Origin of the sequence: Burkholderia semiarida (assembly GCF_029268935.1) — a bacterium.
In the GTDB taxonomy this organism is placed as follows: Bacteria; Pseudomonadota; Gammaproteobacteria; order Burkholderiales; family Burkholderiaceae; genus Burkholderia; species Burkholderia semiarida.
This window is the reverse complement of sequence record NZ_JAHLCL010000007.1, coordinates 48751-72831: the sequence shown is the minus strand read 5'-3', so window position 1 is coordinate 72831 and position 24081 is coordinate 48751. Positions and strand designations below refer to the sequence as shown.

Below are 24081 nucleotides of genomic sequence, written 5' to 3'. Positions count from 1 at the left end.
CCTTCACATTCGCGCCACGCATGCCAACCTGACCGAATGATCGCTTGAGCGACGGCAGCCGCGCTCGTCTAATCGGATCGAGCGCGGCGGTTTCGCCGCGCGCCTTCATCCGGAGACACGCATGACCCCGATCGAGCAGGAAGTCCGGCGCCGCTGGCTGCCCGTGCTGGCAGGCGGCCTGATCATGGGCGCCGCGCTCGGCATCCGCCACGTGCAGGGCCTGTTCCTCGCGCCCGTGTCGCTCGACCACGGCTGGTCGCGCGAGGCGTTCGGGCTCGCGCTGGCGTTGCAGAACCTGATCTGGGGCGTCGCGCAGCCGTTCACCGGGATGGTGGCCGACCGCTTCGGCTCGGTGCGCGTGATCGTCGCCGGCATGCTGCTGTACGCAGCCGGGCTCGGCACGATGGCGCATGCGGCCACGACCGGCCTGTTCACGGTCGGCGCCGGGCTCGTGATCGGCGTCGCGCTGTCGGGCTCGGCGTTCGCGTCGATCTACGGCGCGCTGAGCCGACTGTTCCCGCCCGACCGGCGCGGCTGGGCGCTCGGTGTCGCCGGCGCGGTCGGCGGCCTCGGCCAGTTCTGCATGGTGCCCGTCGCGCAGGAGCTGATCGGCGGCATCGGCTGGCGGCACGCGTTCATCGCGCTGGCGCTCGTCGCCGCGCTGCTCGCGCCGCTCGCCGTGTTGCTGCGCGACCGGCCCGCGCAGGCGGCCGCCGCCGCCGGCTCCGACCAGTCGATCGGCGAAGCCGTGCGCGAGGCGTTCGCGCATCGCGGCTTCTGGCTGCTGAATGCGGGCTTCTTCGCGTGCGGCTTCCAGCTCGCGTTCATCGCGACGCACCTGCCCGCGTACCTGCTCGACCACGGGCTGCCGGCGCGCCACGCGAGCGTCGCGCTCGCGCTGATCGCGCTGACGAATGTGGCCGGCACCTACGCGTGCGGCCATCTCGGCGGGCTGCTGCGGCGCAAGTACGTACTGTCGGTGCTGTACCTCGTGCGCGCGCTCGCGATGGCCGCGTTCGTCGCCGCACCGCTGTCGCCCGCCAGTGTCTACGTGTTCGCGGCCGTGATGGGTTTCACATGGCTCGGCACGGTGCCGCTGACGAACGGCGTGATCTCGCAGGTGTTCGGCGTGCGCTACATCGCGACGCTGTTCGGCTTCGTGTTCTTCGGGCACCAGCTCGGCAGTTTCTTCGGTGTATGGCTCGGCGCGCTCGTGTACGATGCGACGCACTCGTACCTGCCGCTGTGGATCGGCTCGATCGCGCTCGGCGTGCTCGCGGCGCTGCTGCACTTGCCGATCGACGACGCGCGCGTCGCACGCCCGGGATCGGGCACTGCGGCATGGGCATGATTCGCGCGGCGCTGGCCGCCGGCATGCTCGCGTTCGTCGCGTGGTGCGGCGCGGCCTACCTCGATTCGGGCGTCGCGTACGCGCTGCTCGAGCACGTCGCGTTCTGCAATTGATGCGGCAAACCTCGGCGCATCGTCAGTGGCGCTTCGGCAACGCGGCCAGCGCATCGAGCGCACGGGCGCGCGCGGCCGCATGCTCGACGAGCGGCGCCGGATAGTCGACGCCGAGCCGCACGCCGGCCGCGTCGAGTTCCAGCGGCGACGCTTCCCACGGCGCATGGATCGACGTGTTGTCGAGGCCGGCGAGCTCGGGCACCCAGCGCCGTACGTACGCGCCGTCCGGGTCGAACTTCCGGCCCTGCGCGACCGGATTGAAGATGCGGAAATACGGCGCCGCGTCGGCGCCGCAGCCGGCCACCCATTGCCAGCTCGCCGCGTTGTTCGCGGGATCCGCATCGACCAGCGTGTCCCGGAACCACGCTTCACCCGCGCGCCAGTCGATCAGCAGATGCTTGATCAGGAACGACGCGACGACCATTCGAACGCGGTTGTGCATCCAGCCGGTCGTCCACAGCTCGCGCAGGCCCGCGTCGACGAGCGGGTAGCCGGTCCGGCCGCGCTGCCACGCACGCAACGCGGCGGGATCGTCGCGCCACGGCATCGCATCGAATTGCGCGCGGAAGTTGTCGGTCGCGAGCGCCGGGAAGTGATACAGCAGCATGTAGCTGAATTCGCGCCAGCCGAGCTCGCTCAGGAATTTGTCGGCGTGCATCGCATACGCCGCGCCGCCCGCGTTCGCGGCGCCCTGCACCGCATGCCACACCTGTCGCGGCGATACGTTGCCGAAGCGCAGGAACGGCGACAGCCGGCTCGTCGCGGGGCGGTCGGGTCGATCGCGCGCGTCCGCATAGCCGGCGAGCGAGGTCGTCAGAAACGTGTCGAGCTGCGCGTGCGCGCCGGCTTCGTCGGGCGCCGGCCACGCCTCGCGCAGGCCGCCGGCCCAGTCCGGCGCATGCGGACGCAATGCGAGCGCATCGAGCGACAGCGCGCGCTCGCGCACGGCCTTCGGCCACGGATGGAACGCGATCCGCTCGGGCGCCGGCAGCGGCGCGGCCACCGTGCGATCGCGGCGCGCCGCGCGCCAGTAAGCGGTGAACACCTGGTACGGGCCGCCGCTGCCCGTCAGCACCTCCCAGGGCTCGTTCAGCAGGCTGCCGTTGCTGCTTTCGACCGTCACGCCCTGCGCCTTGAGCGACGCCTTCAACGCCGCATCGGCGTCGCGCTGTGGCTGCGGATAGCGGCGGTTCCAGTACACGGCCGCGGCGCCCGTGTCGCGAACGAGGCGCTCGATCTCGCGCCGCGCGTCGCCGCGCAACAGCAGCAGGCGCCCGCCATGCCGCGCGAGCGCCGCGTCGAGCCCGGCCAGCGACCCGTGCAGCCACCAGCGCGCCGCGCCGCCGAGCGCGGGCCCGGCGCCCGTGTCCGTGCCGTCGACGAAGACGCAGACGAGCGGCCGGCCCGATTCGACCGCGCGCGTCAGTGCGGGCTGATCTGTCACGCGCAGATCGTCGCGGAACCATACGATCGCTGGGGCAACGGACGACTGGGCGGATACGGGCATCTCGATGACGAAAGGGACAGGAGATGCGTATTGTCGCGGCTGCGCTGCGCGGTGTCGACGCCGGCCGTTACGGCTAGCGCATCACGGCGACGCCGTGCGCGGCCGTACACGCGGCGCCGACCCGATGAAGGTTGCGGTGCCGGCCGCACGCAGGTGATGTTTGCGAGGCTGTCGTCCGTCGACCGGTTCGTGCGCCCGGCGCATCGCTGGCGCATTGCCCCGCGCATCGACGAACGCAGGAAAGCCTGCCGTGGCCACCTGTGCGGCCGGCTGGTCTGCTTCGCGATGCACGTGCCGCGCGATGGCCCGCCCGGCGCACGGCGCATCGATGTTGGATCAGTCGAGCCGGAACGCGGCCTCGAAGCGCTCGGCGAATGCGTCGAACTCGGCTTCCGGCAGATGGTTGATGCCGCCTGCGCACTTGCGCCCGCCGCCGGTCGCGAAGCCGCGGCAGAACTCGTCCGCACCGATCGGCCGGCCGTCGGGCACGCGTACGCTGACGACGAGCCCGCCGCCCGCGCGCGGCGACAGCACCGCGAGCGCCGTATGCGGCGCATTGCGCATCCGTTCGTTCGCGAGCATGCCGGTCGCGCGCCGCGCCCACGGATGATCGGGCATCCGGACCAGCGTCGCGCCCGGCACCTCACGCAGCGGCGCGAGCGCGCACGCGAGCGCCATGTCGTCGCGATAGCCGTCGCGCAGCGCGGCGAACACGGCCGTCTCGCGCACGAAATCGACTGGATCGGCCCACGGCAACATCGCATCCGCGAGCGCCGCCGGATCGAAATGCAGATCGCCGACGCATTCGCCGTATGCGTTGTAATTCAGGTAGCGCCCCAGCTCGGCGAGGGTGCAGCGCTCGGCTTCGTCGACTCCATGCTCGCGCGCGAGCGCATCGCCGAGCGCCGGCAGTTCGTCGCCATAAGCGGCGACGATCGCCCAGCGCACGTGCCGGCCGCCGAGATAGCGGTTCACGATCGCGCTCGTGCAGACGTCGGCCGCCGTGTCGATATGCGCGTGAAAGCGCGGATCGTCGGGCAGTTCGCCCGCGAAGTGATGGTCGAAATAGCGGACCGTCGCGCCTGCCCGCAGCAGCCGCGCGCAGGCATCGCGGTTCTGGTCGTGCGACACGTCGAGCACGGTGACGAGGTCGCCCGCGCGCGCGTCGATCCGCTCGAGCAGCGTGATGTCGCGCTTCACGCCGGTCACGAGCGTGCCGTGCACGCGTTCGGCGAGCCGCAACTGCTGAAGCGCGCACAGGCCGTCCGCGTCGCCGTTGAACGCGAACACGTGCCGCGCGTACTGGTTGTCCTGCATGATCCGTTGCTCCATCGTCAAGGCATGAAATCGCGGCCGTTCTCGCGTGGCGAGCACGCCGAGTTCCGGCGCCAGATATTTTGCCGCAACCGCGAGCGCGCCTTTCGATACAGCGTAGTCGTGCTCCCGGTAAACGGCTTGCGGGTCGACTGCGTGTCGATCGTCGCGATCACGCCGCTGCCGCTTCATCGGCGGCACGACTTCCTGTATGGGCACACCGTACGGAGCGCGTGAATATCGAACGTCGCCCCGTCGAGGCCGGTTTTCTCCGCCGGCGCCGGCCACACGCCGTGCGCTCACGCACCGCCTCGACCGCGAGCCTCGCGCCCAGCCGGCCCGACCTTGAAGCAGCGATCGGTGCAATGTTGCCTTATGTCATACGTCATCAGATGTGAAGACAGGCGCTTTCCATCTCGAGATTTCGGTAATTTTTGATAAATTCCCGGGTAAACCCGCGACGTCTTTGAGGGCACTCCGGCGTACCATGTCATACGACGACATACTACATAACCGCTACCCAGACGCCGCCGCGGGCTGCCGCTCCGCCCGCCGACACCCGACCGGAGACACCCTTGAACCCGCCCTCGTCCGCCCTGCCCGGCCGCGATCCGCTCGCGTCCGCCGTCTCGAAAGTGAAGTGGCACGTGCTGCCGCTCGTGCTGATCATGTTCATCGCGAACTACATCGACCGCGTGAACGTCGGCTTCGTCGATCGCCACCTCGAAGCGTCGATCGGCATCGGCGCGGCCGCGTACGGGCTCGGCGCCGGCCTGTTCTTCGTCGGCTACGCGCTGTTCGAAGTGCCGTCGAATCTGCTGATGCAGCGCTACGGCGCCCGCGTCTGGCTCGCGCGGATCATGGCGACCTGGGGCATCGTCGCGGCCGCGATGGCGTTCGTGTGGAACGACACGTCGTTCTACGCGCTGCGCTTCCTGCTCGGCGCGGCCGAGGCCGGCTTCTTCCCCGGCGTCGTGCTGTACCTGTCGCAATGGCTGCCGCCGCAGGAGCGCGGCAAGGCGATGGCGATCTTCCTCGGCGGCTCCGCGTTCGCGTCGGTGCTGTCCGGGCCAGTCACCGGCGCCCTGCTGTCGATCCGCGGCTTCGGCCTCGCAGGCTGGCAATGGATGTTCCTGATCGAAGGGCTGTTCTCGGTTGCGCTGTGCGGCGCGAGCTGGCTGCTGCTGAAATCGCACATCTGCGACGCGACGTGGCTCACGGCCGACGAACGCACCGCCCTCCAGAACGCGCTGGACGACGAGCGCGCGACGCGCGACGTCCGCTCGAACGTGCCGGTGCGCGCCACCGCGCTGCTGCGCGATCCGCAGATCGTGCTGTTCTGCTTCCTGTACTTCTCGATCCAGTTGACGATCTACGCGGCCACGTTCTGGCTGCCCACCATCATCCGCAAGATGGGCGGCCTCACCGATTTCCAGGTCGGCCTGTACAACACGATTCCGTGGATGATCGCGATCGGCGCGATGTACGGCTTCGCGGTGCTGTCGTCGAAGTGGAAGCATCCGCAGCGATGGCTCGCGTTCGCGCTCGTGCTCGCCGCGTGCGGGCTGTTCGCGTCGACGTCGCCGAATCCGGTGTGGTCGTTCGCGTCGGTCTGCTTCGCCGCGCTCGGCTTCAAGGCGGCGGCGTCGCTGTTCTGGCCGATCCCGCAGGGCTATCTCGACACGCGCGTGGCCGCGGCCGTGATCGCGCTGATCAACTCGGTCGGCAACCTCGGCGGCTTCGTCGCGCCGACGGCCTTCGGCTATCTGAAGCAACATACGGGTTCGATCACGGGCGGGCTGTATGCGCTCGCGATCGCTTCGCTCGTCGCCGCGGTCGCCGCGCTGTTCGCGCGCACGCACCGGCGCAGCGATCCGCCGCGCGGCCGGCCGGCCGACGAACCCTTCACGCACGCCCCGATGCTCCGCCATGCCGAACACTGACCGCCTGACCGTCGTCGTCTCGAATGCCGTCGACGGCGACCTCGCCACGTTCTCCCTCGCCGGCGACGGCACGCTCGCACCGCTCGCCCGCTATCCGGCGGCCGACGCCGCGATGCCGATCGCGGTGCAGGCCGACCGCGCGCGGCTCTACGTCGCGACGCGCGGCGCGCAGCCGATGATCGTCGCGTTCCGCGTCGCCGCCGCCACGGGCGCGCTCGCACGCATCGGCACGACCGCGATCGACGCGAGCCATGCGTACCTGTCGCTCGATCAAAGCGGCCGCTGGCTGCTCGGCGCGTCGTACGGCGGGAATTCGCTGAGCGTCTACGACGCCGCGCGCGTGCGCGACGGCGACGGCACGCCGCTGCAGGTCGCCGGCGGCATCGCGAACGCGCATGCGGTGATCGTGTCGCCGGACAACCGCTTCGCGTACGTCAGCTCGCTCGGCTCGGACCGCGTGTTCGGTTTCGCGCTGGTCGAAGGCGCCACGGGCCTGCGCGCGGTCGAACACGGCGAAACGCGCGTGCCCGCCGGCTTCGGCCCGCGTCACCTGCGGTTCGCGGATGACGGCCGCACGCTGGTCGTCGTCAGCGAATTCCAGGCGACGCTTGCGACCTTCGCGCGGGACACCGACACCGGCCGGCTCGGCGACCCGCACGTGAGCGCGCGCCATCCGGCCGTCGCCGAACTCGCGCAAGGCCATGCGCGCCCGCCCGCCCCCGCCGAGCCGTCCGTGTGGGCCGCCGATCTGCACCTGACGCCCGACGAACGTTTTGCGTACGTCAGCGAGCGCACGTCGAGCCAGTTGCTCGGCTATCGCCTCGACGAAGATGGCACATTCGTGCCCACCCACGCGACGCCCACCGAGACCCAGCCGCGCGGCTTCGCGATCGATCCGTCGGGATGCTGGCTGGTCGCCTGCGGCGAACAGTCGGAACACGTCGCGGTGTATGCGATCGCGCCGGACGACGGCACGCTGTCGCTGCACGCGCGCGTGCCGGGCGGCCGCGGCGCGAACTGGATCGCGATCGTTTGAACGTCTGAAGGTTTGAAGAAGCATCCGCGCCCGCGCGGGAACCGGCACGCCGATGCGGGCGCGCCGTTCGGCGCGTTCAGCGCCGCTCGCTCGGCGCCACGCCCGTCCAGCGCTTGAACGCGCGCGTGAAATTGGCGCGGTCGGTATAGCCGACGCGCGCCGCGATCTCGTCGACCGGCAGCCGCGTGCCTTCGAGCAGCCGCAGCGCGTCGCGCAGCCGGATCTCGTCGAGCAGCGCCGAATAGGTCGCGCCGTATTCGGCCAGCTTGCGCTTGAGCGTGCGCGCCGACACATGCAGCTCGCGCGCGATATCGTCGACCGACGGATAGCCGCCCTCGCCGCAGATCAGCAGGTTGCGCACGCGCTCGACGATGCTTTCCGCGTAGCCGAGCCGCGCGAGTTCGGCCTCGCACTGCTGGACGATCATCTGCGCGGTCTGCGCGTTCGCGGTGCCGATCGGCTCGTCGAGCAGCGCGGCGTCGCAGCGGATGCGGTTCGCGCTCGCGTCGAAATGGCAGCGCGGCAGGCGCGCGCGATAGCGCTCGAACCACGGCGGCTCCGGCCATTCGAAATGCAGTTCGGCACGCGACTGCAGCGTGCGCCCCGGCGTCGGATACAGCAGCGAATTGAACAGGATCGCGGTCTCGACCAGAAAGTTTTCCACCGCGAACTGGCGCAGCCGGCCGAGCGGAAACGCTTCGCGCACGTCGATGTCGACGATGCCGTCGAGCCGCGCGAGCCGCACCGAGAAGAACGGCACGCGCGTCGGCAGGTAACGGATGCCGAGCGCGATCGCCTCGCCGAGCGTCGCGCAGCTCATCAGCCCGAAGCCGATCAGCCCCGCTTTCGTCAGGCTGCTGCGCAGCCCGATCTCGATCGCGATCGACGGATCGTCGGTCGCGTCGAGCAGGTTGAACACGATCGCCGCCTGCTGCAGCGGCGTGATGCGCGCATCGGGCTGCGCGAGCCGGTCACGCTCGACGCCCGAGCCGGCGAGGATGCGGCCGCCGTCGATGCCGCGCTCCTCGGCCAGCATCAGCATGAACAGCGCATACGCGGACGATACCGTCGCCTTGTTCAACTGGCGCGCGGCATCCGGAACGGACGGGACCATGCGGCTCACTCCGGGCGGTTTCGGCGGATTGTAGCGTCGCTGGCCCGCCATGACACCTTGCCGGCACTCTAGCGCGCCGACATCCGTCGGGTGCGCGCCCGCCGGCCAACGTGGCCCGAAATGACACCACGATTGGCACCGGCGGCCCTCGCACGCGCTCCGGCACGCGCCTATGCTTGTCGCATCGGCATTGCGCCCCACTCCTTCCGCATGGATCCCGGTCGATGAGCCACCCCGCACGAACCGCCTTTCGCCACGACGCAGACAAGGTCGCGTACGTCCGCCGCGAAGTCAACGCCGCGAGCGACGCGATCCGCGCGCGGTTTCCGCTGCTCGACAACCAGAACCTCGTCGGCGCGACCGTGATGGTCGTGTCGGTCGGCGCGATGCTCGCGATCGCGTGGCTGTATGCGCGCGGCGCGATCGCGTGGTACGTCGCGCTGCCGCTCGCCGCGTTCGTCACGTCGTTGATCCACGAGCTCGAGCACGACCTGATCCACCTGATGTACTTCAAGAAGACACCGTGGGCGTATCACCTGATGATGGCGCTGTGCTGGCTCACGCGGCCCGGCACGATCAACCCGTGGACGCGGCGGCGCATGCACCTGCATCACCACAAGGTATCGGGCGGCGAATCGGATCTCGAGGAATTCGGCATCACCAACGGGGAGCGCTGGGGCATGAAGCGCGCGCTGATGATCGCGGACGGCATGCTCGCCGTCGTGCTGCGGCCGGCCGCGATGCGTCGCAAGGTGAAGCAGTACGTGGCCGCGCAGCCGGTGCAGGATCCGTCCGAGCGCCTGCAACTGCGCGTCGAGCAGCTGTCGTCGTACATGCCGATCGGTCACCTGTACTACACGCTGTGGCACGCGTTCATCGTCTATCACGTCGGCCTGTTCGCACTGCATGGGTTCGGCTACGCGGTGACGGTGCCGGCCGTCGTCGAACGCGTGATGAGCGTCGTCGATTTCCTCGCGGTGGTGTGGCTCGGGCCGAACTTCCTGCGCAGCTTCTGCATCAACTTCGTCAGCTCGAACATGCATTACTTCGGCGACATCGATTCGCGCAACGTGATCCAGCAGACGCAGGTGCTGAACCCGTGGTGGATGCTGCCGTTTCAGTTGTTCTGCTTCAATTTCGGCAGCACGCACGCGATCCATCACTTCGTGGTGCGCGACCCGTTCTACATCCGGCAGCTGACCGCGCGCACCGCGCATGCGGCGCTGCGCGAAGTCGGCGTGCGCTTCAACGATGTCGGCACGTTCGCCCGCGCGAATCGCTGGGGCGCCTATCGTCCGTCTCGCGGCACGCGCGACGCGCAGGCCGACGCGTAACGCGGGCAGCGTGGGGCGTCAGCGCGGCGTCAGCGCCGGGGTCAATCGCCGATCGGCGGCATCGGCCCCTGCCCGCGAATCCACGACCAGTTCGCGAGCTCGGCCATTTCCTTGTCGCCGCGGCTGTCGCCGTACACGAACAACTGCTTCGGCGGCCGGTTGCCCCACCATCCGCGCAACCGCACGACCTTCTGCGGCCCCCAGCAATTCTCGCCGTCGAGCCGCCCGGCGAAGACACCGCGCTCGAACGCGAGCCGCGTCGAGAGCACCGCGTCGAAGCCGACCGTCTTCGCCCACTTCTCCAGATACAGCGACGGCGACGCGCTGACCAGCACGACTTCATGCCCGCGCGCGCGATGTTCGCGAATGCGTTCGAGCATTTCCGGACGCACGAGGCTCGGCAGATAACTGTCGACGAACGTGCGCGCGTGTGCATCGAGCGCGTCTTCGCGGATCGGCCCGAACGCGAACGACGCGAACTTCGCCTTCGCGTCGCCGCGCGACAGCAGCCCGGCTTTCATCGCGAAGATCCACGGCAGCGCGCGCAGCCCGGCCCACGCGAATCGCGGCGTGCCGACCGCCTGGCGGACGAAATGGCGGAAGCTGTCGGTGGTCGTGATGGTGCCGTCGAAATCGAAGGCGGCGACGATGCGGTCGGTCATGGGGAATCGGCGGGAAAGCGGTGAGATGCCGGGAAGATAGCAGAGTCGGGGCCATCCGCGCGAAACCGTAAAGCCCGACATGAGACCACGCGCGCCGAAGCGCGCGGTCGCATCGTTCCCTCAGCGCGGCGGCCGCGCGGCCAGCGCCGCCGGCAGCACGACGTTCATCAGGTGATCGGCGCGCGACAGCAGATCGGTCACGCGCTCGTCGAGCCCGCGCAGTTGCGCCGGCTGCATCCGGATCTGCTGGACGGCCTGCCCGACGATGTTGCGGCGATCGAACAGCGTGCGCTCGACGCCCGCGTCGTCCGGCGCCCGCACGACGTCCGACACCGCGCTCAGCGCCGCGAGCACGACCACAAGGTTCTCTTCCGCATGGCGAACCGTCGCGGCGAGTTCCTCGGTCCGGCGCGGGAAAAAGCCGAGCGATTGCTTCAGCGCGCCGAGCGCCGCGCGGTAGTCGACATGGCTGGCGCGACGATGCGGCGCGTCAAGCCAGGCCATCCTTTCCATTTCAATACATTTTGCAATGTATGCGATGGGGATTCCGATGTTGCCTCCGGCAACGTCAGGACAAGTGCCTTGATGGAGCACGAATCCGGGTTCCTCGGGGCACGTCGGCAAAGAGAAGCGGAAAGTATTTTGAAAGAATTAAGCGTTCGCCATTCCGCTGATTGTTACAGATCGCTTAACGCGAGCCCTTGCGTCGCGCCCTAGTACGAATAGCCTTGCGACGCCGGGCGCGCATCGTGACGGCGGCCCCACCACGGCAAGTACGCGTTGTTCTCCCCGCGTGCGCGAAACCAGTCCTTGCCGGGATCGATCGGTGTCAGCTTCGACGGCGCAACCACCACCACGGCCGTCGGATGCTCCGCGTCGGTCGTCCCCGCCACGAGCACGTTTCCGCCGAGATGGTTTGCGCGGCCGATCGCCAACGCCACATCGGTCAGCGCCGCGCCGGCGCCCATGTCACCGAGCAGTGCCGACGTGTTGAAGGTCGCGTCGCGGAGGTCGCTTTCCGGCACGGCTTGCGCGAGCCCTTGCGAAAGCGACGCGGCCCTTGCCGACGCGGCAGCGCTGCCCTTGCCCGCATCGTGAATAACATAGTTCAGCGACGAGACAGCGACGCCCGCATTGCCTGCCGCCGCATCGATCGTCGACTTCCATGCCTGCCCTCCCCGGCTGCCGCCCTGCTTCGCGTCGAAATCCTCGACGTTGCCTTGCGCCGCCTTGCCGATCCATGCCAGCGGTTCGCGCTCGGTCTTCAGAGCCGGGCCGGCGAGGAACAGCACCACCATGTTCTCGTTGATCTGTTCGTCCTGCGGGGGAAAACCTGGCGCGTCCCAGTTCATCACCCACACGCTTTTGTCGGGATGCGCGGCCAGATAGTCCAGCGCGGCGTTCAGCGACGTGAAGCCGGCATTGCCGTGACCCGACGTCACGCGCACATCGGGCGGCGTATCGCTGCTCCATAGATTTTTTGCGGAGGGGTTGCCGATTTCGTACGTACTTACCATTTCGTCGCGCAAGTACGCGCCGGCAGCTTCAGGATCGAGACGGTCGGCAGGAAGAGCGAGTTCGACACGCACCCCGGCCAGTTCACGCCACTCCCGCTTGTACTTCGAGCTGACGGTGTAAAAATAATCGGGGTTCATCACGTAGCGCGTTCGAAACAACACAAGGAGTTTGTCGACGTACTTTTCATAGAACCCGGAAAACGTCTCACTTCCCCAGTTACCATTCGCAACGATGGAAACCGCCTGCAAGGTCGAGTATTTTTTGGGGTTTGTCCGCACCATGTCGTCGTTGGCGTTCGGTTTCACCAACCCGAGCGTCCACAGCAATTGCCACTCGGTCGGATAGTCACGACGCTGCAGCGGATTGAGCCATTCAAGTCCGACAACTTGAGCAAGAAATGGCGCGGCAGATGCACCTTCGACAGATTGCGCCGATGTGGTGCTCGTCTCGGCCCGCAACGGCGAACCCGACACGAGTGTCGCCACGAGGATCGAGACGCACCCGATGCGTCTCGCAAGCGTGAAACAGTGCATGAATATTCCCGATCGAGCCGACCAATCCCGAGCGCCGGTCCGATAATTCATTCCCGTCCGGACGACGCCAGACTCGAAATCAGCGTCGCGCCGCACGATGTCTTGTGACCATCGAATGCGGCCGGCTTCCCGTCGACGATAACCTGCGGATCGCCTTCGGCGATAAAGCAGGCCTGATGGCCCGTGATCGGGCAGACGCACGTATCACCGAGCCGGGCGACCGGCCGCCCCATCACTTCGCTGACTGTGCTGCCGGTCACGACCTGACCGCCGTGGCTCGTTGCGTCGCCGACCCGAATGATTCCGCGCATGCGCGCTCCTTATTCCGAATAGCCTTGCGGAGCCGGACGCGCGTCGTGACGGCGCCCCCACCACGGCAAGTACGCGTTGTTCTCACCACGTGCGCGGAACCAGTCCTTGCCGGGATCTATCGGTGTCAGCTTCGACGGCGCAACCACCACCACGGCCGTCGGATGCTCCGCGTCGGTCGTTCCGGCTACGAGCACATTTCCACCGAGGTGATTCGCGCGGCCGATCGCCAGCGCCACATCGGTCAGCGCCGCGCCGGCACCCATGTCACCGAGCAACGCCGATGTATTGAAGGTCTGCGTGCGGAAATCGTATTCCGGCAGAACTTCTGTCAGCGTCTGCGACAGTGAGGCAATGCGTGTCGATGCAGCATCGCTGCCCTTGCCCGCGTCGTGCACGATGTAATTCAACGACGACACCGGCACGCCAGCATTACTCGCCGCCGTATCGATCGTCGACTTCCATGCCTGCACCGCACGGCTCGCGCCTTGCTTTGCCTCGAAATCCTTGACGTTGCTTCGTGCAGCCTTGCCGATCCAGGCCAGCGGCTCACGCTCGGTCTTCAGGTCGGGGCCGGCGAGGAACAGCACCACCATGTTCTCGTTGATCTGTTCGTCGTTCGGCGGGAAGCTCGGTGCATCCCAGTTCATCACCCACGCGCTTTTGTCGGGGTGGGCGGCCAGATAGTCCAGCGCCGCGTTCAGCGACGTGAAGCCGGCATTCCCCTGCCCCGATGTCACGTGCACGTCCGGCGGTGTGTCGTGGCTCCATAAATTTTTGGCGGACGGATTTCCTATTTCGAAGAAATTAACAATCTGATCTCGCAAATGTGACGATGCCAGCCCAGGATCGAGTCGACCAGAGGGGATTGCCAGCTCGATGTGCATGCCAGCCAATTCTCGCCACTTCTTCTGACTATCCGCGCTAACCGTGTAAAAATAATCCTGATTCGTGAAATATCGAGTCCGGAAAAGTACCAGCAGCTCATTGATATATTTCTTATAAAATCCGGAAAACGATTCACGCCCCCGGCGACCATCGGCCACGATAGAAATCGGTTGCAATGTTGAATATTTTTTTGGATTGACCCGAACCATGTCATCGTTGACATTCGGCTTTACCAGGCCGAGCGTCCATAATATCTGCCACTCGGTGCTGTAATCCTTGCGCTGCAACGGGTTCATCCAGCCAAGCCCGACGACCTGAGCAACGAATGGTCTGGACGCCCCAGCTCCGGTAATTGGAGCCGCCTTCTCGTTCAATGAAGCCGCAACCGCTCGCGGACCCGCAATCACCGTTGCAAATGCAAATACCATGATTGCCACAAGTCCTGGAACCAGGACTAACCGCTTCATCAGAGTTCCCATGCTCAACAACGCTCCTGTCCCGTCATCAGACGAAACCAATATCAAAACCGATACACCCAGCGCAAGAAGCAATGCACCGCCGGCGACTCCGGCACGACGCGGCCATGTAGCGATGGCCGATCTCATAAATGGCCTCCAAGCTTCAGGAAAAATCCACCATCTCTTTCGTCGTGTATCTTGGAAGGCATTTTTGCATGATCATCCTTAACAACCCAATCTTGCAAAAACATTTTTTCACACTTTCCAGTTATAATATATTCTGCCATCTTACCATTTTGACCCTCATCACCCAAACTATTGGCAAATCGCCAATCAGCCTGAATCCTGATTTCTTCAAAATCCATCTCGGTCAGATAACAAAGCCCAATTGCAACATCATAAGCCAACGCCTTTTCAGCATGGTCCTTGTTGGTCATGATGGTCGAATGGTTGGTGGGGTTATTCTTGTCCCCGCCGTTCAGAATCTGAAATATCTCCTTGTTCCGCCATTCCGTATAGTCAGCACTCGCTGACTCCGGATTGTCCTCCCCGACCACGGTTCCGATCTCGTCGACCCAGCGACGATTTCCGGATCTCCGCGCTTCCATGCGAAGAATCGAATGATCCTCATACCGCTGCGCAGCCTCGGACGCCGCATCGCCCTGCGCTTTCAGCGCATCACCCTCAGTCTTGAATTTTTCCGACTTCGCGTCGAAGTTGTCGTACGGATCGTCATCGCGCTTGCTCTCCTTCCTGGCATCGCGCGCAGCCGACGGCGGATCGTAACTCTCGTTGAAGCGCCCTTCCTCAATCGGTTTCCCCTGCGCATCGCAAGCGCCCGACGGTTTGTCGTAGCGCAACGCCTGCGGAAGGAAGCGGGTCTCCTTGTCGAGCATCGGTGCCGTAATCGGGATTTCCCAGTCTTTCGGCGGATCGGCATTGACCGCCATGTTAGTCAAATTGAACAGGTAAAGAGCCGGGCTCGTTGCAATCGTGAAAAACTTCGCGATCCACGATTTATTGGAATGCGTGCCTCGTCCAAGACCATACCGTGCAGGTGGTGACGGCGGATACCAGAAACCCTCCTTCTGGTTCTTGTCCTTGCGCCAGTCATCCTGCCAATACCGATAGAGCTTGTTCTCTCCGCCCACCTCGAAATTCGACGCGAACACGCGCTGCGAGAAAACACCCCACCCGTTGGTCGCACTGATCTCGTCGACACTCATCCCGCGCCAGCCGATTCCCTGAACGGTCAAGGCCGAAATGACCTGATCGTGCGGGCAACAATACAGCGTCACTCTGCCGTACGTGTTTTTCTGGTACAACCCGTGCGCCTCGCGGTCCTTGGCTGCACTATACGGTTTGCCGCCGTTCTTCGACGGTCTTGCGTTTTCCATTGCGCGATCCAGATCCTCCGCAGGCATCTCGACCTCGGCCCGGGCACGCAGGATATCGAAGTACTCCCTCAGCGTTTCCTTGCGCGCGACATAGGTCTCGCGCCCCACGTGCCCGTTCTTGTCGCGCACCCCGCGCTGGGCCCACGAGTCGGTCATGTTGGCCTCGACGAGACTGTACGGGGGATTGGCGAGAACATAGGTATCGGCGACGCAGCGCCCTTTCTTGCCCCATTGATCCGTCACCTCGGGCAAGCGGTCTCCAAGGAATGCAGCGGCAAGGCCGATCATGTTTCCCTGACTGTGGCACACGATCGTGATCGGCGCGTCGGCCTGTCGCTTGCGGATCGACTCGACCAGGCGTGCAAGCCGCAGCGCGCCAAGCACACCGTAAGTGCGCGGTGGCGTGGAGTAGATTTTTCGATTGCCGATGCCATTCATGTGCTGGACGGTCAGCCACAGGAAAAGCCGATCGTTCAACCCGTCGTTCCACAGATCCGGCAAACTCGTACACCCGCCCGCGAACGGGCCACCGCCCCAGTAATTCTTTTCGTTGAGCATGATCTTGTCGCCATACTCCTTCAGCTCCTCCGCGTTCGCGGCATAGCCCCACCGAAAGTGGATGACGGGCGAAAAGGACGGATCGGGCTTGATGTACGTCTTCGACGACATGTCCGGATTCAGGAAACCGTCTGGCGTCAGGCTTTCGATATAGCTGACCGGCGTCATCTGCCCGGCCACCGGCCCCCAATGGAACAGTTGATCGTCATAACGCCCCATGCGCCGGTTTAATCCGGCACACAACCCTTTCTCGGCGTCCTTGAACCATTCCCCTTCCGAATTCACCCCGTGCACGAAAATGACGACGCCCGGCAACGGCATCTGCATCACGCACTCGAGGTCGTTGCGGTTGAACAGTGTCGTCCCCAGTCCACCGCCCACCGAAGTCTGCGACGGGTCGTCCGTCGACGGTTGCCCGCCCGGGTTCTGCGCAAAGTTGTAGTTGAACATGTTGTTTTTCTTGAAGACTCAGCTCAGGTTCTGGACTTGAAAAAGCGAACCGCCAATTGTTCGAACTGATCGCTGCTGACCGGCGCCAGCTTGCCTTGCGCGTCGGTCTTCCCCTTGATCAATTCGCCCGACGCCTTTCGCACCTCGGCTTCCATGCCCTCGACCGGCTGCCCGTCCGTGGCGCGTACCAGCTTCGGCACGCGCCCCAGCGAGCCTTGGTCGAACTTCGGAAAGTCGGCGCTCATGCTCGCCGGCCCGGCCCACGTATGCGACGCGGACTTGACGGTGAAACTCCCCGGACACCCGAGCTCGATATCGCCGCCATGCAGCTTCAGATACGCGCCGCCCGACGTCACGAACACGACCTGCTCGCTGGCCATGCCCGCGAGCTTGCCGCCGCCCGCCGTCATCTGGATGTTCTTCGCCGAATCGATCTGCGTGTCGTCGTTCTGGCTCTGCAGCGCAACTTTCCCCTGGTTGGCGATTGCCGACACGCCTTCGCTGTGCGCAAACATCGCGACACCGTGCCCGGCCTGCAGGTTGATCCGCTGCCCGCTCGTGTACTGCAGGTGGTTCTGCGCGACGACATCGACGTTGCCGCCCGCATGGGTCGTCACGGTCTTCGGCGTCGCCATGCTGATGCCGGCCGGTGCGGTGATGCCGATCGCGGCCATCGGCGCGCCTGACGACTCACCGCCGCCGGACGCCTCGCCATTCGGCCAGCCTTTCACCGTGGTCACGAGTGCATCGTGCGGCTGCGTATCGGGCGCGACGCCCTGATGCTGGCCCGCATAGTCGCCGAGACTCTTGAACAGCTCGACGCATTCCTGCATCAGTTGCAGATACTCGTCCCGCGCGAGGTGGCCGTCACTGGCGCGCAGCCGCTCCCAGGCCGAAATCAGCATCGCCTTGCCGCTTCGAATCGCCACGTGCGCATCGCTGCGCAATTCCGCGCCTTCGCCGCGCGCCGCCCCCTGCCCGTTGTCGCGCGGCTGCGTCAGATAGCCGAGGTTCAGCTGACTGTACGCATGCTCGCTCGCCAACTGACTGCTGATCTGCCCGGGCGTATCGTCGAAGCGGATCTGGTTGTACCGCTGCCCCTTGATTTCCTTCGTCTTCGTGCCGGAAAGATAGCGGTTGCCCGGCAGCGCGCCGGTATGACTGAAGGTCGCCGGCATGTTCGGCCCATTGGCCAGCACACCCATCACGACGAGCCGGTCCGGATCGCCGCCGATATGGCCGATCAGCACTTCCATGCCGACGCGCGGCAACGTATTCGCGCCGAAACTCGGCCCGGCTAGCGCGCAGGCGACGCGCACCGGTGCGCTGTCGGACGGCGTGCCACTCGTGCCGGCACCCTGCGCGTGCGCATGATCGTCCGCGCTCAGCCCCTGGATCCGCACCCGGATGCGGCCCATTTCATCGCAGAACACCTCCTCGCCCTCCGGCCCGACGACGACGGCCGTCATCGGATGCACGGGCGGCAGGTCGACGTGCGGATCGTAGGCAGGCGTCAGCGGCACGCCGCGCCGCACGCACGAGAACGTGTTCTCGTAGCGCCTGTCGCTTTCGTCGCCCGGCTTGCCGCTCACGTCGGTCGGCACCGCGCTGAACAGCACGCGGCTTGCCGCGAACAGCGATTGCGCGCGCTCGTTCAGTTCCTTCGGCAGATTGTTTCGCACGCAATGATGAAGCGACGTGACGACAAACTGCCGCTGTTCAGCCGGCAACGTGTCGAGTTGCGGATGCTCCGCGAGCGCAAACCAGTGACCGACGGCCAGATCACGCACGTTGCTCACGCCGTCGACGGATTCGGCGCGCAGTTCATGCGCCAGCATCCGGTCCTTGCCGATTCGGTCGAGATCGGACGACGAATCCCCGGCGTGCGGGATATCGATCACGACGTCGGCCAGCAAATGCCCGAGGTCGTTGCCACTGTCGCCCTGATCGACGATCGTCGCCTGCTCGGTTTGGGACATCCGGCCGCTCTTGTAGTCCCACGTCGGCCGGACGATCTTGCCCGGAATCAACCGGCGGCTCGTCGCCCACAGCGTGATCGAGTCGCGCTCTTCGGTGGCGGCGTCACGGTGGTAGCGGATGGTGCCGGCGGCCGTCTGCGGCAACTTCATCGAGTCGTCGGCAAAGACGAGCGTATGCACCGGCGTGTCGTGCGCATTGCCGCTCGCCCGCTCCCCGGCCTTGCCCGCCTTGACGAATACGGTCGCTCCCTCCCGTCGCAACAGGCGCCGAATGAAATGCGCGTCCGACTCGTTGACCTGCCGTGTGAGTTCCCGCGCGGGGTAACGCTCGGCTTGCAGACCGGACAGATCGAATTCGAATGCGCCCGCGAGCGCCGAGCTGCGCTGGCGCCATTCCTGAAGCAGCACACCCAGGATGTCGGGGAGGCTCTTGGACCGAAACAACCGCGAATTGGTGCGCCGCTCCATCACGGACAGCACGTCGCGAATCGTCAGCTGGTAGCAGGTCAGTGAACCGTCCGATTGTCCGGTGCGAACGTCGGTGACAATGCCGTTGATGGTATGGAGACGCCCGCGATCGGTCGTCATCTCGACGGAGACCGGCAGCCCGATGAAGCTGCGGATCGGAAGATCGGCCCGCGCTGACACGCAGGTCAGATGCCCCTCGATGCCCGTCATCAACCCTTCGCGGATATCGGCATACTGGAGCGCAAGCACCTGCTCGAGCGTTTTCTGGGCGGCCCCCCAGTTCATGCGAACCGGCCGATTGTTCTGATCGACCACCCCGGACGCAAACGTGCGCAGCAATTCGGCTGTATTCACAGCGTGACTCTCAGGATTTTGTTTGACTTCGTTATTCGGCAAGCAATCACGCCCGCTGGTCCGTCCTGGGAGTGCCGCCCGTCTGATTTTCGGCGAGCATAACAAATTTGTCGGCTTGGTGACGGCTTTTTGACAGGATTTAGAATCCTTTTTGCGAAGCGTCCGAACGGACTCAACCGTTCACATTCTTTCGAACCGGGACGTTCCGTGTCCGATGTAGCGAACAGGTCGTACGGGTCGTCACGATCTGACGCAGGGCGACGCGCGCTCGGTATGAATCGACGATTTTCCGACAGGCGCGGAAGGGAGTGGCGGGCTGCCGCCAGAGTTTGCTATACTCTCGGTCTTCCGGAGAGATGGATGAGTGGTTTAAGTCGCACGCCTGGAAAGCGTGTATAGGTTAATCGCCTATCGGGGGTTCGAATCCCCCTCTCTCCGCCAGATATGACGAAAAAGCCCTGCAAAATCAACAAGTTGCAGGGCTTTTTGTTTTTTGACCCACGAATTGACTATCAAATGGGTCATCGCGATGGCGCGGCCAGTAGTCGCGCTGCCCGCCACGCCGTACCGGTTTTTCGTGCGCCCGATTGATCTGCGACTCGAATCGTTGGTTGCCTCAGGACAGAGCCTAGGAACGGACGCACTCCGGTATACTCGACAAAGCATCCACCTCTATATACATGGTCATGGCCCGGGCCGATCTCCTCGTCAACCTTGTCCGCGCAGGCACCCAGGGCGATCAAAAGCTTTTCCGCTCGACGGTCGAAGCCTTGGCTGCTGATGAGCGCGCCAAGCGGCACACGCAACTTGCTGACAAATTGGAAGAGAACTTGCGCGCTGCAGTGACGCCGCAGCGCGGGGCAGAGGTTATTCGCAGCTTTGATGGTGGTCACGGCGGCCTGCTGTACGAAATCGACCCGCATCGTCCGCTAGAAGCAATGCTTTTGCCCGAGGATGTGGAGCGGGCTGCACGTGAGCTAGTAGAAGAGCAACATCGTCGCGATCTCCTCCGCTCGTACGGACTTGAACCGCGACATCGCGTGCTTCTTTCCGGCCCGCCGGGGAATGGAAAAACTACGCTCGCCGAAGCTATCGCATACGAGCTGATGGTCCCGCTCTTTGTCGTTCGTTATGAGGCCGTGGTGGGGAGCTTTTTAGGGGAAACGAGTGGTCGCCTCAAACGGCTTTTCGACTTCACAAGAACCCACAATTGTGTGCTGTTTTTTGATGAATTCGATACCCTAGGAAAAGAACGCGGAGACACGCACGAAACCGGCGAGATCAAGCGCGTGGTCAGTTCCTTGCTGCTGCAAATCGACGCCCTACCTAGTCATGTCGTTGTCGTCACTGCGACGAATCATGCCGAGCTACTAGATCGCGCGGTATGGCGTCGCTTCCAGTTGCGCTTGGAGTTGCCCGTGCCAACGCACGCCCAGCGCACTGCGTGGTTCGAGAAATTTCAAGAGCGAATCGGTACATCGTTAGGCGTGTCACCTAAAACGCTCGCCACGCGCTTGAAAGCGAACAGTTTTTCAGAGTTGGAGCAGTTTTGCCAAGACGTTCATAGGCGTTATGTGCTTTCTTTACCGTCTGGTAATATCAAGGACATTGTGGCGACGCGAATCGAGCAATGGGCGCATCGCCTTTCTGGCGAGTAGCCTAAAGCTATCAAAAACAACGCGACCACATGAGTACGGGACCCCTTCCGCTACTTCTCTTTCCAAATCCCGCTCCAATTCGGCGAGAGCCAGGATCATCGGTTCCGCCCACCCTGCATGTGCCCGGCGGCCCGCGTCAAGGCCAACGACTGGCACCGAAATTTCGTGCGCTACAGGAAGCGTTTGCGGCCCGCCGGATAGAACTGCAGGCGGCGGCGTTGAACGATGACCCAGATTTAGTCGTTGTGTTCGAAACCGTCGGCAGCATCAGCGACTTTATTTCAACGGCGCAACGTATTGCCGGTATGGAGTGGCTGACCGGCATGCTGGACGTTGAATTTGCCCCGGACGAGGACTTCTACCATACCGACGACCATGATCGATCAATCAAGGGAAAACTGTTCTTGGTTGGTACGAATCGTCAGGCTCTCGATGAACTGGTGCGGCTATGGACTCGGTACCAGGAAGATCATTCTGCAAACCTCGGGGCCGGCCTTAGTGCGTGGAAGCAGTTGTTCGCACACCTCCGAGACGTGCGTTTCTGGGGACCAGCGGACCGGCTAGACGCGAGCCTCCGACATATCTGGGGGGAACGGCTTGCACACGACGCTCAAACCATTCGCTTTGAGGTGGAAGCTTGGTGTTTCCAGTCCGCTACAAAAAATGCGCGAGCCGCAGAGGAGATTCGCACCCTAGTTCGGGAAATGAACGGGGCAATATTGAGCACGCGACTAATTTCGGAAATCGCCTATCACGGTTTCTTAGTCGAAATGCCAGCGCCAAGCGTACAGCTATTGCTGAACGATGCGCGTTCGCCTCTCCTGATATCGGAGCGCGTGATGTTTTTGCGCCCTCAGGGCCAAAGCTACTCCGTCGGCATTGATGTCGACGCGCGCGTCCCCGATACCCGCCTGCCTGCCACTCGAACTTTTGGGACACCTATAGTCGCCTTGCTCGACGGACTCCCGATGGAAAATCATCCCCGGTTACAGGGGCGTGTGCAGATCGAAGACCCGGATGGTTGGGCTGCGGATTACTCAGTGAACGAGCGGTTGCATGGAACGGCAATGGCGTCCCTTATTGTATGGGGCGATCTCGATTCCGCTTCCATAGCGCTGCCAAATCCGATTTATGTGCGGCCAATTTTGCGCCCAGATGGAGCCGCGCATCCAAACGGCGAACTAAGGGAAGAGCGTACTCCGGGCGACCGGCTATTGATTGACGTTGTTCATGAAGCGGTGCGGCGCATGTTTGAAGGCTCGCCGACCGCAGCGCCTTCGGCTCCTACCGTCAAGGTGATTAACCTGTCTGTTGGAGATGGTACGCGCCCCTTCAACGGTGCACTATCGCCCTGGGCGCGGCTCATAGATTGGTTGGCATATCGGTACCGTGTACTTTTCGTCGTCAGCACCGGGAATCGAGCAGACGACCTCGTCCTCGACGTGCCGCGAGGGACACTCTCAGATGCTGCCCCGGCAGCGCGTGAATCGGCTGCTATGACCGCTCTGCTTCGAGCTGATGGTCATCGCAGATTGATTTCGCCAGCCGAGTCGGTTAACGCGTTAACGGTAGGCGCAAGCTACAGTGACGACGCAAATTTTGCAGGTATTCCCACTCGCTATACGCTGTTCCCGCAGCAAGGTGTCGCGCCGTATTCTTCGATCGGACCGGGGTATCGACGGTCTGTAAAACCGGACATCTTGTTGCCCGGTGGCCGTGGATTGTATGGCGAGCGCCCGATGTCTTTACCCAACGAGACTGAAGTCACCGGTCACTGGCGGACCCCGAGGGCTCCGGGGCAGCGCACGGCTCTGCCAGGAGAGGCCGGGGATACCGCTTACACAAGGGGTACCAGTAACGCGGCAGCGTTGGGTACAAGGGGGGGCGCTCTCGCACATTCGATTATTGAGCAGTTACGTGCAGCCGATGCAACCGCGCTGCCCTCGCGCTTCGATGCCGTTTTGATCAAGGCCCTTCTTGCGCATGGGGCTCGCTGGCACGATCTCGGGAATCCGATACTTAGAGCCCGGCCGGATGTTGATCATTGGCACGCGCAACGGCGCTTGGTAAGTCGCTACATCGGTTACGGCACAGCAGACATCGTCCGTGCGCTGACATGCACCGAACAGCGGGCGACCCTCCTCGGGGTGGGCCAACTGCGCAACGACCGCGCGCTGGAGTTTCGCGTACCGCTTCCGGAAGCACTGAGCGCGCGCGTGGTAATGAGGCGGCTGACCGTGACCCTCGCATGGTTGTCTCCAGTGAATCCACGTCATTCCCACTATCGAACTGCTCGACTATGGGTCGACCTGCCCGACGATCCGCTGAGACTCGAACGAGTCGACGTAGAGGCTCGACAAGCCCGAATGGGAACGCTCCAACATGAGATATTTGAAGGCGGGGGCGCGGTTCCAATTGTTGCCGATCAGGACTTGGTACTGCGGGTAAACTGTTTGGCCGACGCCGGGCGGTTGACCGAGCCCGTGGACTTTGCGCTCTGCGTCTCGTTGGAGGTCGCGGAAGGTATCGATGTTCCTATCTATCAACAAATTCGTGAGCGAGTTCAGCAACGAATTGCTGTAGCTCCTGCAGCGACGTAACGCCCCTCTTTAAGCGTCTTTCCTGCCTTCGGAGCAGGCTCTCTTGACTGTAGCCGTTCCGACGCCGAACTTTTCGGCGGTTTCCCGAATGCTCGCGCCGCGCTCCGCTCGCCATGCCTTGATCGCCGCGTAGTCGTGTGAGCGCGTGCGCCCCTTGTACTTTCCTTCGGCTTTCGCGATTGCCACGCCGCGCCGTTGCATCTCGGCGCGGTTCAGATAGTCGGCTTCGCCCTGCGCAGCCATGAATGCGAGGATCGCGTCGCGCGTCGCTTTCTCGATAGGGTCTTTCGCCTTCCCGTCGAACACCATGCCGTTGAGCGTGCATTCGACCCGCACACCCAGTTCCATCAGTCGGCGCATGGTCGCGTGCAGTTCGTCATAGCGACGGCTGATCCGGTCGAGCCAGCGAACGATGAGCATGCCGCCGTGGCGCAGATCGTGTTCAGTGGAGCAGCCCCCTGAAACGCCGGACACAGTCACCCACTTACAATAACGGGTAGGCATAAGACTGTGTTTTTGACTAACACCAGGCAGGAA

General features: G+C 64.3%; 18 protein-coding genes and 1 tRNA gene. 8 read left to right on the top strand and 11 right to left on the bottom strand.

Annotated features, from left to right (window positions below; all coding sequences use genetic code 11):
- Positions 1 to 121: 121 nt before the first annotated feature.
- Both KPB06_RS13295 and KPB06_RS13290 read left to right on the top strand, forming a co-directional pair.
- The gene (locus tag KPB06_RS13295) at positions 122 to 1351 is read left to right on the top strand and encodes an MFS transporter (RefSeq protein ID WP_275906090.1); all 1230 of its coding nucleotides are present in this window, start codon (positions 122 to 124) and stop codon (positions 1349 to 1351) included.
- Complete coding sequence (locus KPB06_RS13290; protein WP_059578298.1) at positions 1342 to 1464, top strand: hypothetical protein; 123 nt, start codon at positions 1342 to 1344, stop codon at positions 1462 to 1464. The genes KPB06_RS13295 and KPB06_RS13290 overlap by 10 nt, the downstream gene beginning before the upstream one ends.
- Before the next feature lie 22 nt (positions 1465 to 1486).
- Here KPB06_RS13290 and KPB06_RS13285 read toward each other — a convergent pair whose 3' ends face one another.
- A complete protein-coding gene (locus KPB06_RS13285) occupies positions 1487 to 2971 on the bottom strand; it encodes a cryptochrome/photolyase family protein (protein ID WP_059578296.1) in 1485 nt (494 codons plus the stop codon).
- A 336-nt stretch (positions 2972 to 3307) separates the two neighbouring features.
- Positions 3308 to 4288: a hypothetical protein gene (locus KPB06_RS13280; protein ID WP_059578340.1), complete on the bottom strand. Its 981-nt coding sequence runs from the start codon at positions 4286 to 4288 to the stop codon at positions 3308 to 3310.
- A 572-nt stretch (positions 4289 to 4860) separates the two neighbouring features.
- On the opposite strand from KPB06_RS13280, the gene KPB06_RS13275 reads away from it, so the two are divergent.
- Both KPB06_RS13275 and KPB06_RS13270 read left to right on the top strand, forming a co-directional pair.
- Positions 4861 to 6228, top strand: a complete 1368-nt coding sequence (locus KPB06_RS13275; protein ID WP_059578289.1) for an MFS transporter — start codon at positions 4861 to 4863, stop codon at positions 6226 to 6228.
- Positions 6215 to 7264, top strand: coding sequence for a lactonase family protein (locus KPB06_RS13270; protein ID WP_059578288.1), 1050 nt, complete (start codon positions 6215 to 6217; stop codon positions 7262 to 7264). Before KPB06_RS13275 ends, KPB06_RS13270 begins: the two co-directional genes overlap by 14 nt.
- A gap of 76 nt (positions 7265 to 7340) precedes the next feature.
- On the opposite strand, the gene KPB06_RS13265 is transcribed toward KPB06_RS13270, so the two are convergent.
- Positions 7341 to 8378: an AraC family transcriptional regulator gene (locus KPB06_RS13265; protein WP_059578285.1), complete on the bottom strand. Its 1038-nt coding sequence runs from the start codon at positions 8376 to 8378 to the stop codon at positions 7341 to 7343.
- A gap of 224 nt (positions 8379 to 8602) precedes the next feature.
- On the opposite strand from KPB06_RS13265, the gene KPB06_RS13260 reads away from it, so the two are divergent.
- The gene (locus KPB06_RS13260) at positions 8603 to 9712 is read left to right on the top strand and encodes a fatty acid desaturase (RefSeq protein WP_059578282.1); all 1110 of its coding nucleotides are present in this window, start codon (positions 8603 to 8605) and stop codon (positions 9710 to 9712) included.
- A gap of 41 nt (positions 9713 to 9753) precedes the next feature.
- Here KPB06_RS13260 and KPB06_RS13255 read toward each other — a convergent pair whose 3' ends face one another.
- From KPB06_RS13255 to KPB06_RS13225, 7 genes are all read right to left on the bottom strand, one after another.
- Positions 9754 to 10374: an HAD family hydrolase gene (locus KPB06_RS13255; protein ID WP_059578280.1), complete on the bottom strand. Its 621-nt coding sequence runs from the start codon at positions 10372 to 10374 to the stop codon at positions 9754 to 9756.
- A 120-nt stretch (positions 10375 to 10494) separates the two neighbouring features.
- Entirely contained in the window at positions 10495 to 10878 is a 384-nt protein-coding gene (locus KPB06_RS13250; RefSeq protein ID WP_230951156.1) for a hypothetical protein, read from the bottom strand.
- 209 nt (positions 10879 to 11087) lie between these two features.
- On the bottom strand, positions 11088 to 12425 hold the full coding sequence (locus tag KPB06_RS13245) for a hypothetical protein (protein ID WP_059578277.1): 1338 nt from the start codon (positions 12423 to 12425) through the stop codon (positions 11088 to 11090).
- Between the two features lie 47 nt (positions 12426 to 12472).
- A complete protein-coding gene (locus tag KPB06_RS13240; protein WP_059578274.1) occupies positions 12473 to 12736 on the bottom strand; it encodes a PAAR domain-containing protein in 264 nt (87 codons plus the stop codon).
- A 9-nt stretch (positions 12737 to 12745) separates the two neighbouring features.
- A complete protein-coding gene (locus tag KPB06_RS13235) occupies positions 12746 to 14227 on the bottom strand; it encodes a virulence factor (protein WP_196485202.1) in 1482 nt (493 codons plus the stop codon).
- A complete protein-coding gene (locus KPB06_RS13230; protein ID WP_059578272.1) occupies positions 14224 to 16485 on the bottom strand; it encodes a T6SS effector phospholipase Tle3 domain-containing protein in 2262 nt (753 codons plus the stop codon). The genes KPB06_RS13235 and KPB06_RS13230 overlap by 4 nt, the downstream gene beginning before the upstream one ends.
- A 23-nt stretch (positions 16486 to 16508) precedes the next feature.
- Positions 16509 to 19286 (bottom strand): type VI secretion system Vgr family protein, encoded by a 2778-nt coding sequence (locus KPB06_RS13225; RefSeq protein WP_059578269.1) that lies wholly within the window; start codon positions 19284 to 19286, stop codon positions 16509 to 16511.
- Between the two features lie 350 nt (positions 19287 to 19636).
- On the opposite strand from KPB06_RS13225, the gene KPB06_RS13220 reads away from it, so the two are divergent.
- The 3 genes from KPB06_RS13220 (at position 19637) to KPB06_RS13210 (ending at position 23544) form a co-directional block, all read left to right on the top strand.
- Positions 19637 to 19727 (top strand) — tRNA-Ser (locus tag KPB06_RS13220).
- A 245-nt stretch (positions 19728 to 19972) separates the two neighbouring features.
- A complete protein-coding gene (locus KPB06_RS13215) occupies positions 19973 to 20944 on the top strand; it encodes an AAA family ATPase (RefSeq protein WP_275920458.1) in 972 nt (323 codons plus the stop codon).
- Positions 20945 to 20973: 29 nt separating this feature from the next.
- Positions 20974 to 23544 (top strand): S8 family peptidase, encoded by a 2571-nt coding sequence (locus KPB06_RS13210; protein WP_275920457.1) that lies wholly within the window; start codon positions 20974 to 20976, stop codon positions 23542 to 23544.
- Between the two features lie 9 nt (positions 23545 to 23553).
- Here the strand turns inward: KPB06_RS13210 and KPB06_RS13205 are convergent, their stop codons facing one another.
- Entirely contained in the window at positions 23554 to 24048 is a 495-nt protein-coding gene (locus tag KPB06_RS13205; protein WP_275920512.1) for a recombinase family protein, read from the bottom strand.
- Positions 24049 to 24081: the final 33 nt, after the last annotated feature.

Coding starts and splice junctions, on each gene's coding strand:
- KPB06_RS13295 (WP_275906090.1), top strand. CDS start 122: ATGACCCCGATCGAGCAGGAAGTCCGGCGCCGCTGGCTGCCCGTGCTG.
- KPB06_RS13290 (WP_059578298.1), top strand. CDS start 1,342: ATGGGCATGATTCGCGCGGCGCTGGCCGCCGGCATGCTCGCGTTCGTC.
- KPB06_RS13285 (WP_059578296.1), bottom strand. CDS start 2,971: ATGCCCGTATCCGCCCAGTCGTCCGTTGCCCCAGCGATCGTATGGTTC.
- KPB06_RS13280 (WP_059578340.1), bottom strand. CDS start 4,288: ATGCAGGACAACCAGTACGCGCGGCACGTGTTCGCGTTCAACGGCGAC.
- KPB06_RS13270 (WP_059578288.1), top strand. CDS start 6,215: ATGCCGAACACTGACCGCCTGACCGTCGTCGTCTCGAATGCCGTCGAC.
- KPB06_RS13265 (WP_059578285.1), bottom strand. CDS start 8,378: ATGGTCCCGTCCGTTCCGGATGCCGCGCGCCAGTTGAACAAGGCGACG.
- KPB06_RS13260 (WP_059578282.1), top strand. CDS start 8,603: ATGAGCCACCCCGCACGAACCGCCTTTCGCCACGACGCAGACAAGGTC.
- KPB06_RS13255 (WP_059578280.1), bottom strand. CDS start 10,374: ATGACCGACCGCATCGTCGCCGCCTTCGATTTCGACGGCACCATCACG.
- KPB06_RS13250 (WP_230951156.1), bottom strand. CDS start 10,878: ATGGCCTGGCTTGACGCGCCGCATCGTCGCGCCAGCCATGTCGACTAC.
- KPB06_RS13245 (WP_059578277.1), bottom strand. CDS start 12,425: ATGCACTGTTTCACGCTTGCGAGACGCATCGGGTGCGTCTCGATCCTC.
- KPB06_RS13240 (WP_059578274.1), bottom strand. CDS start 12,736: ATGCGCGGAATCATTCGGGTCGGCGACGCAACGAGCCACGGCGGTCAG.
- KPB06_RS13235 (WP_196485202.1), bottom strand. CDS start 14,227: ATGAGATCGGCCATCGCTACATGGCCGCGTCGTGCCGGAGTCGCCGGC.
- KPB06_RS13230 (WP_059578272.1), bottom strand. CDS start 16,485: ATGTTCAACTACAACTTTGCGCAGAACCCGGGCGGGCAACCGTCGACG.
- KPB06_RS13215 (WP_275920458.1), top strand. CDS start 19,973: ATGGCCCGGGCCGATCTCCTCGTCAACCTTGTCCGCGCAGGCACCCAG.
- KPB06_RS13210 (WP_275920457.1), top strand. CDS start 20,974: ATGAGTACGGGACCCCTTCCGCTACTTCTCTTTCCAAATCCCGCTCCA.
- KPB06_RS13205 (WP_275920512.1), bottom strand. CDS start 24,048: ATGCCTACCCGTTATTGTAAGTGGGTGACTGTGTCCGGCGTTTCAGGG.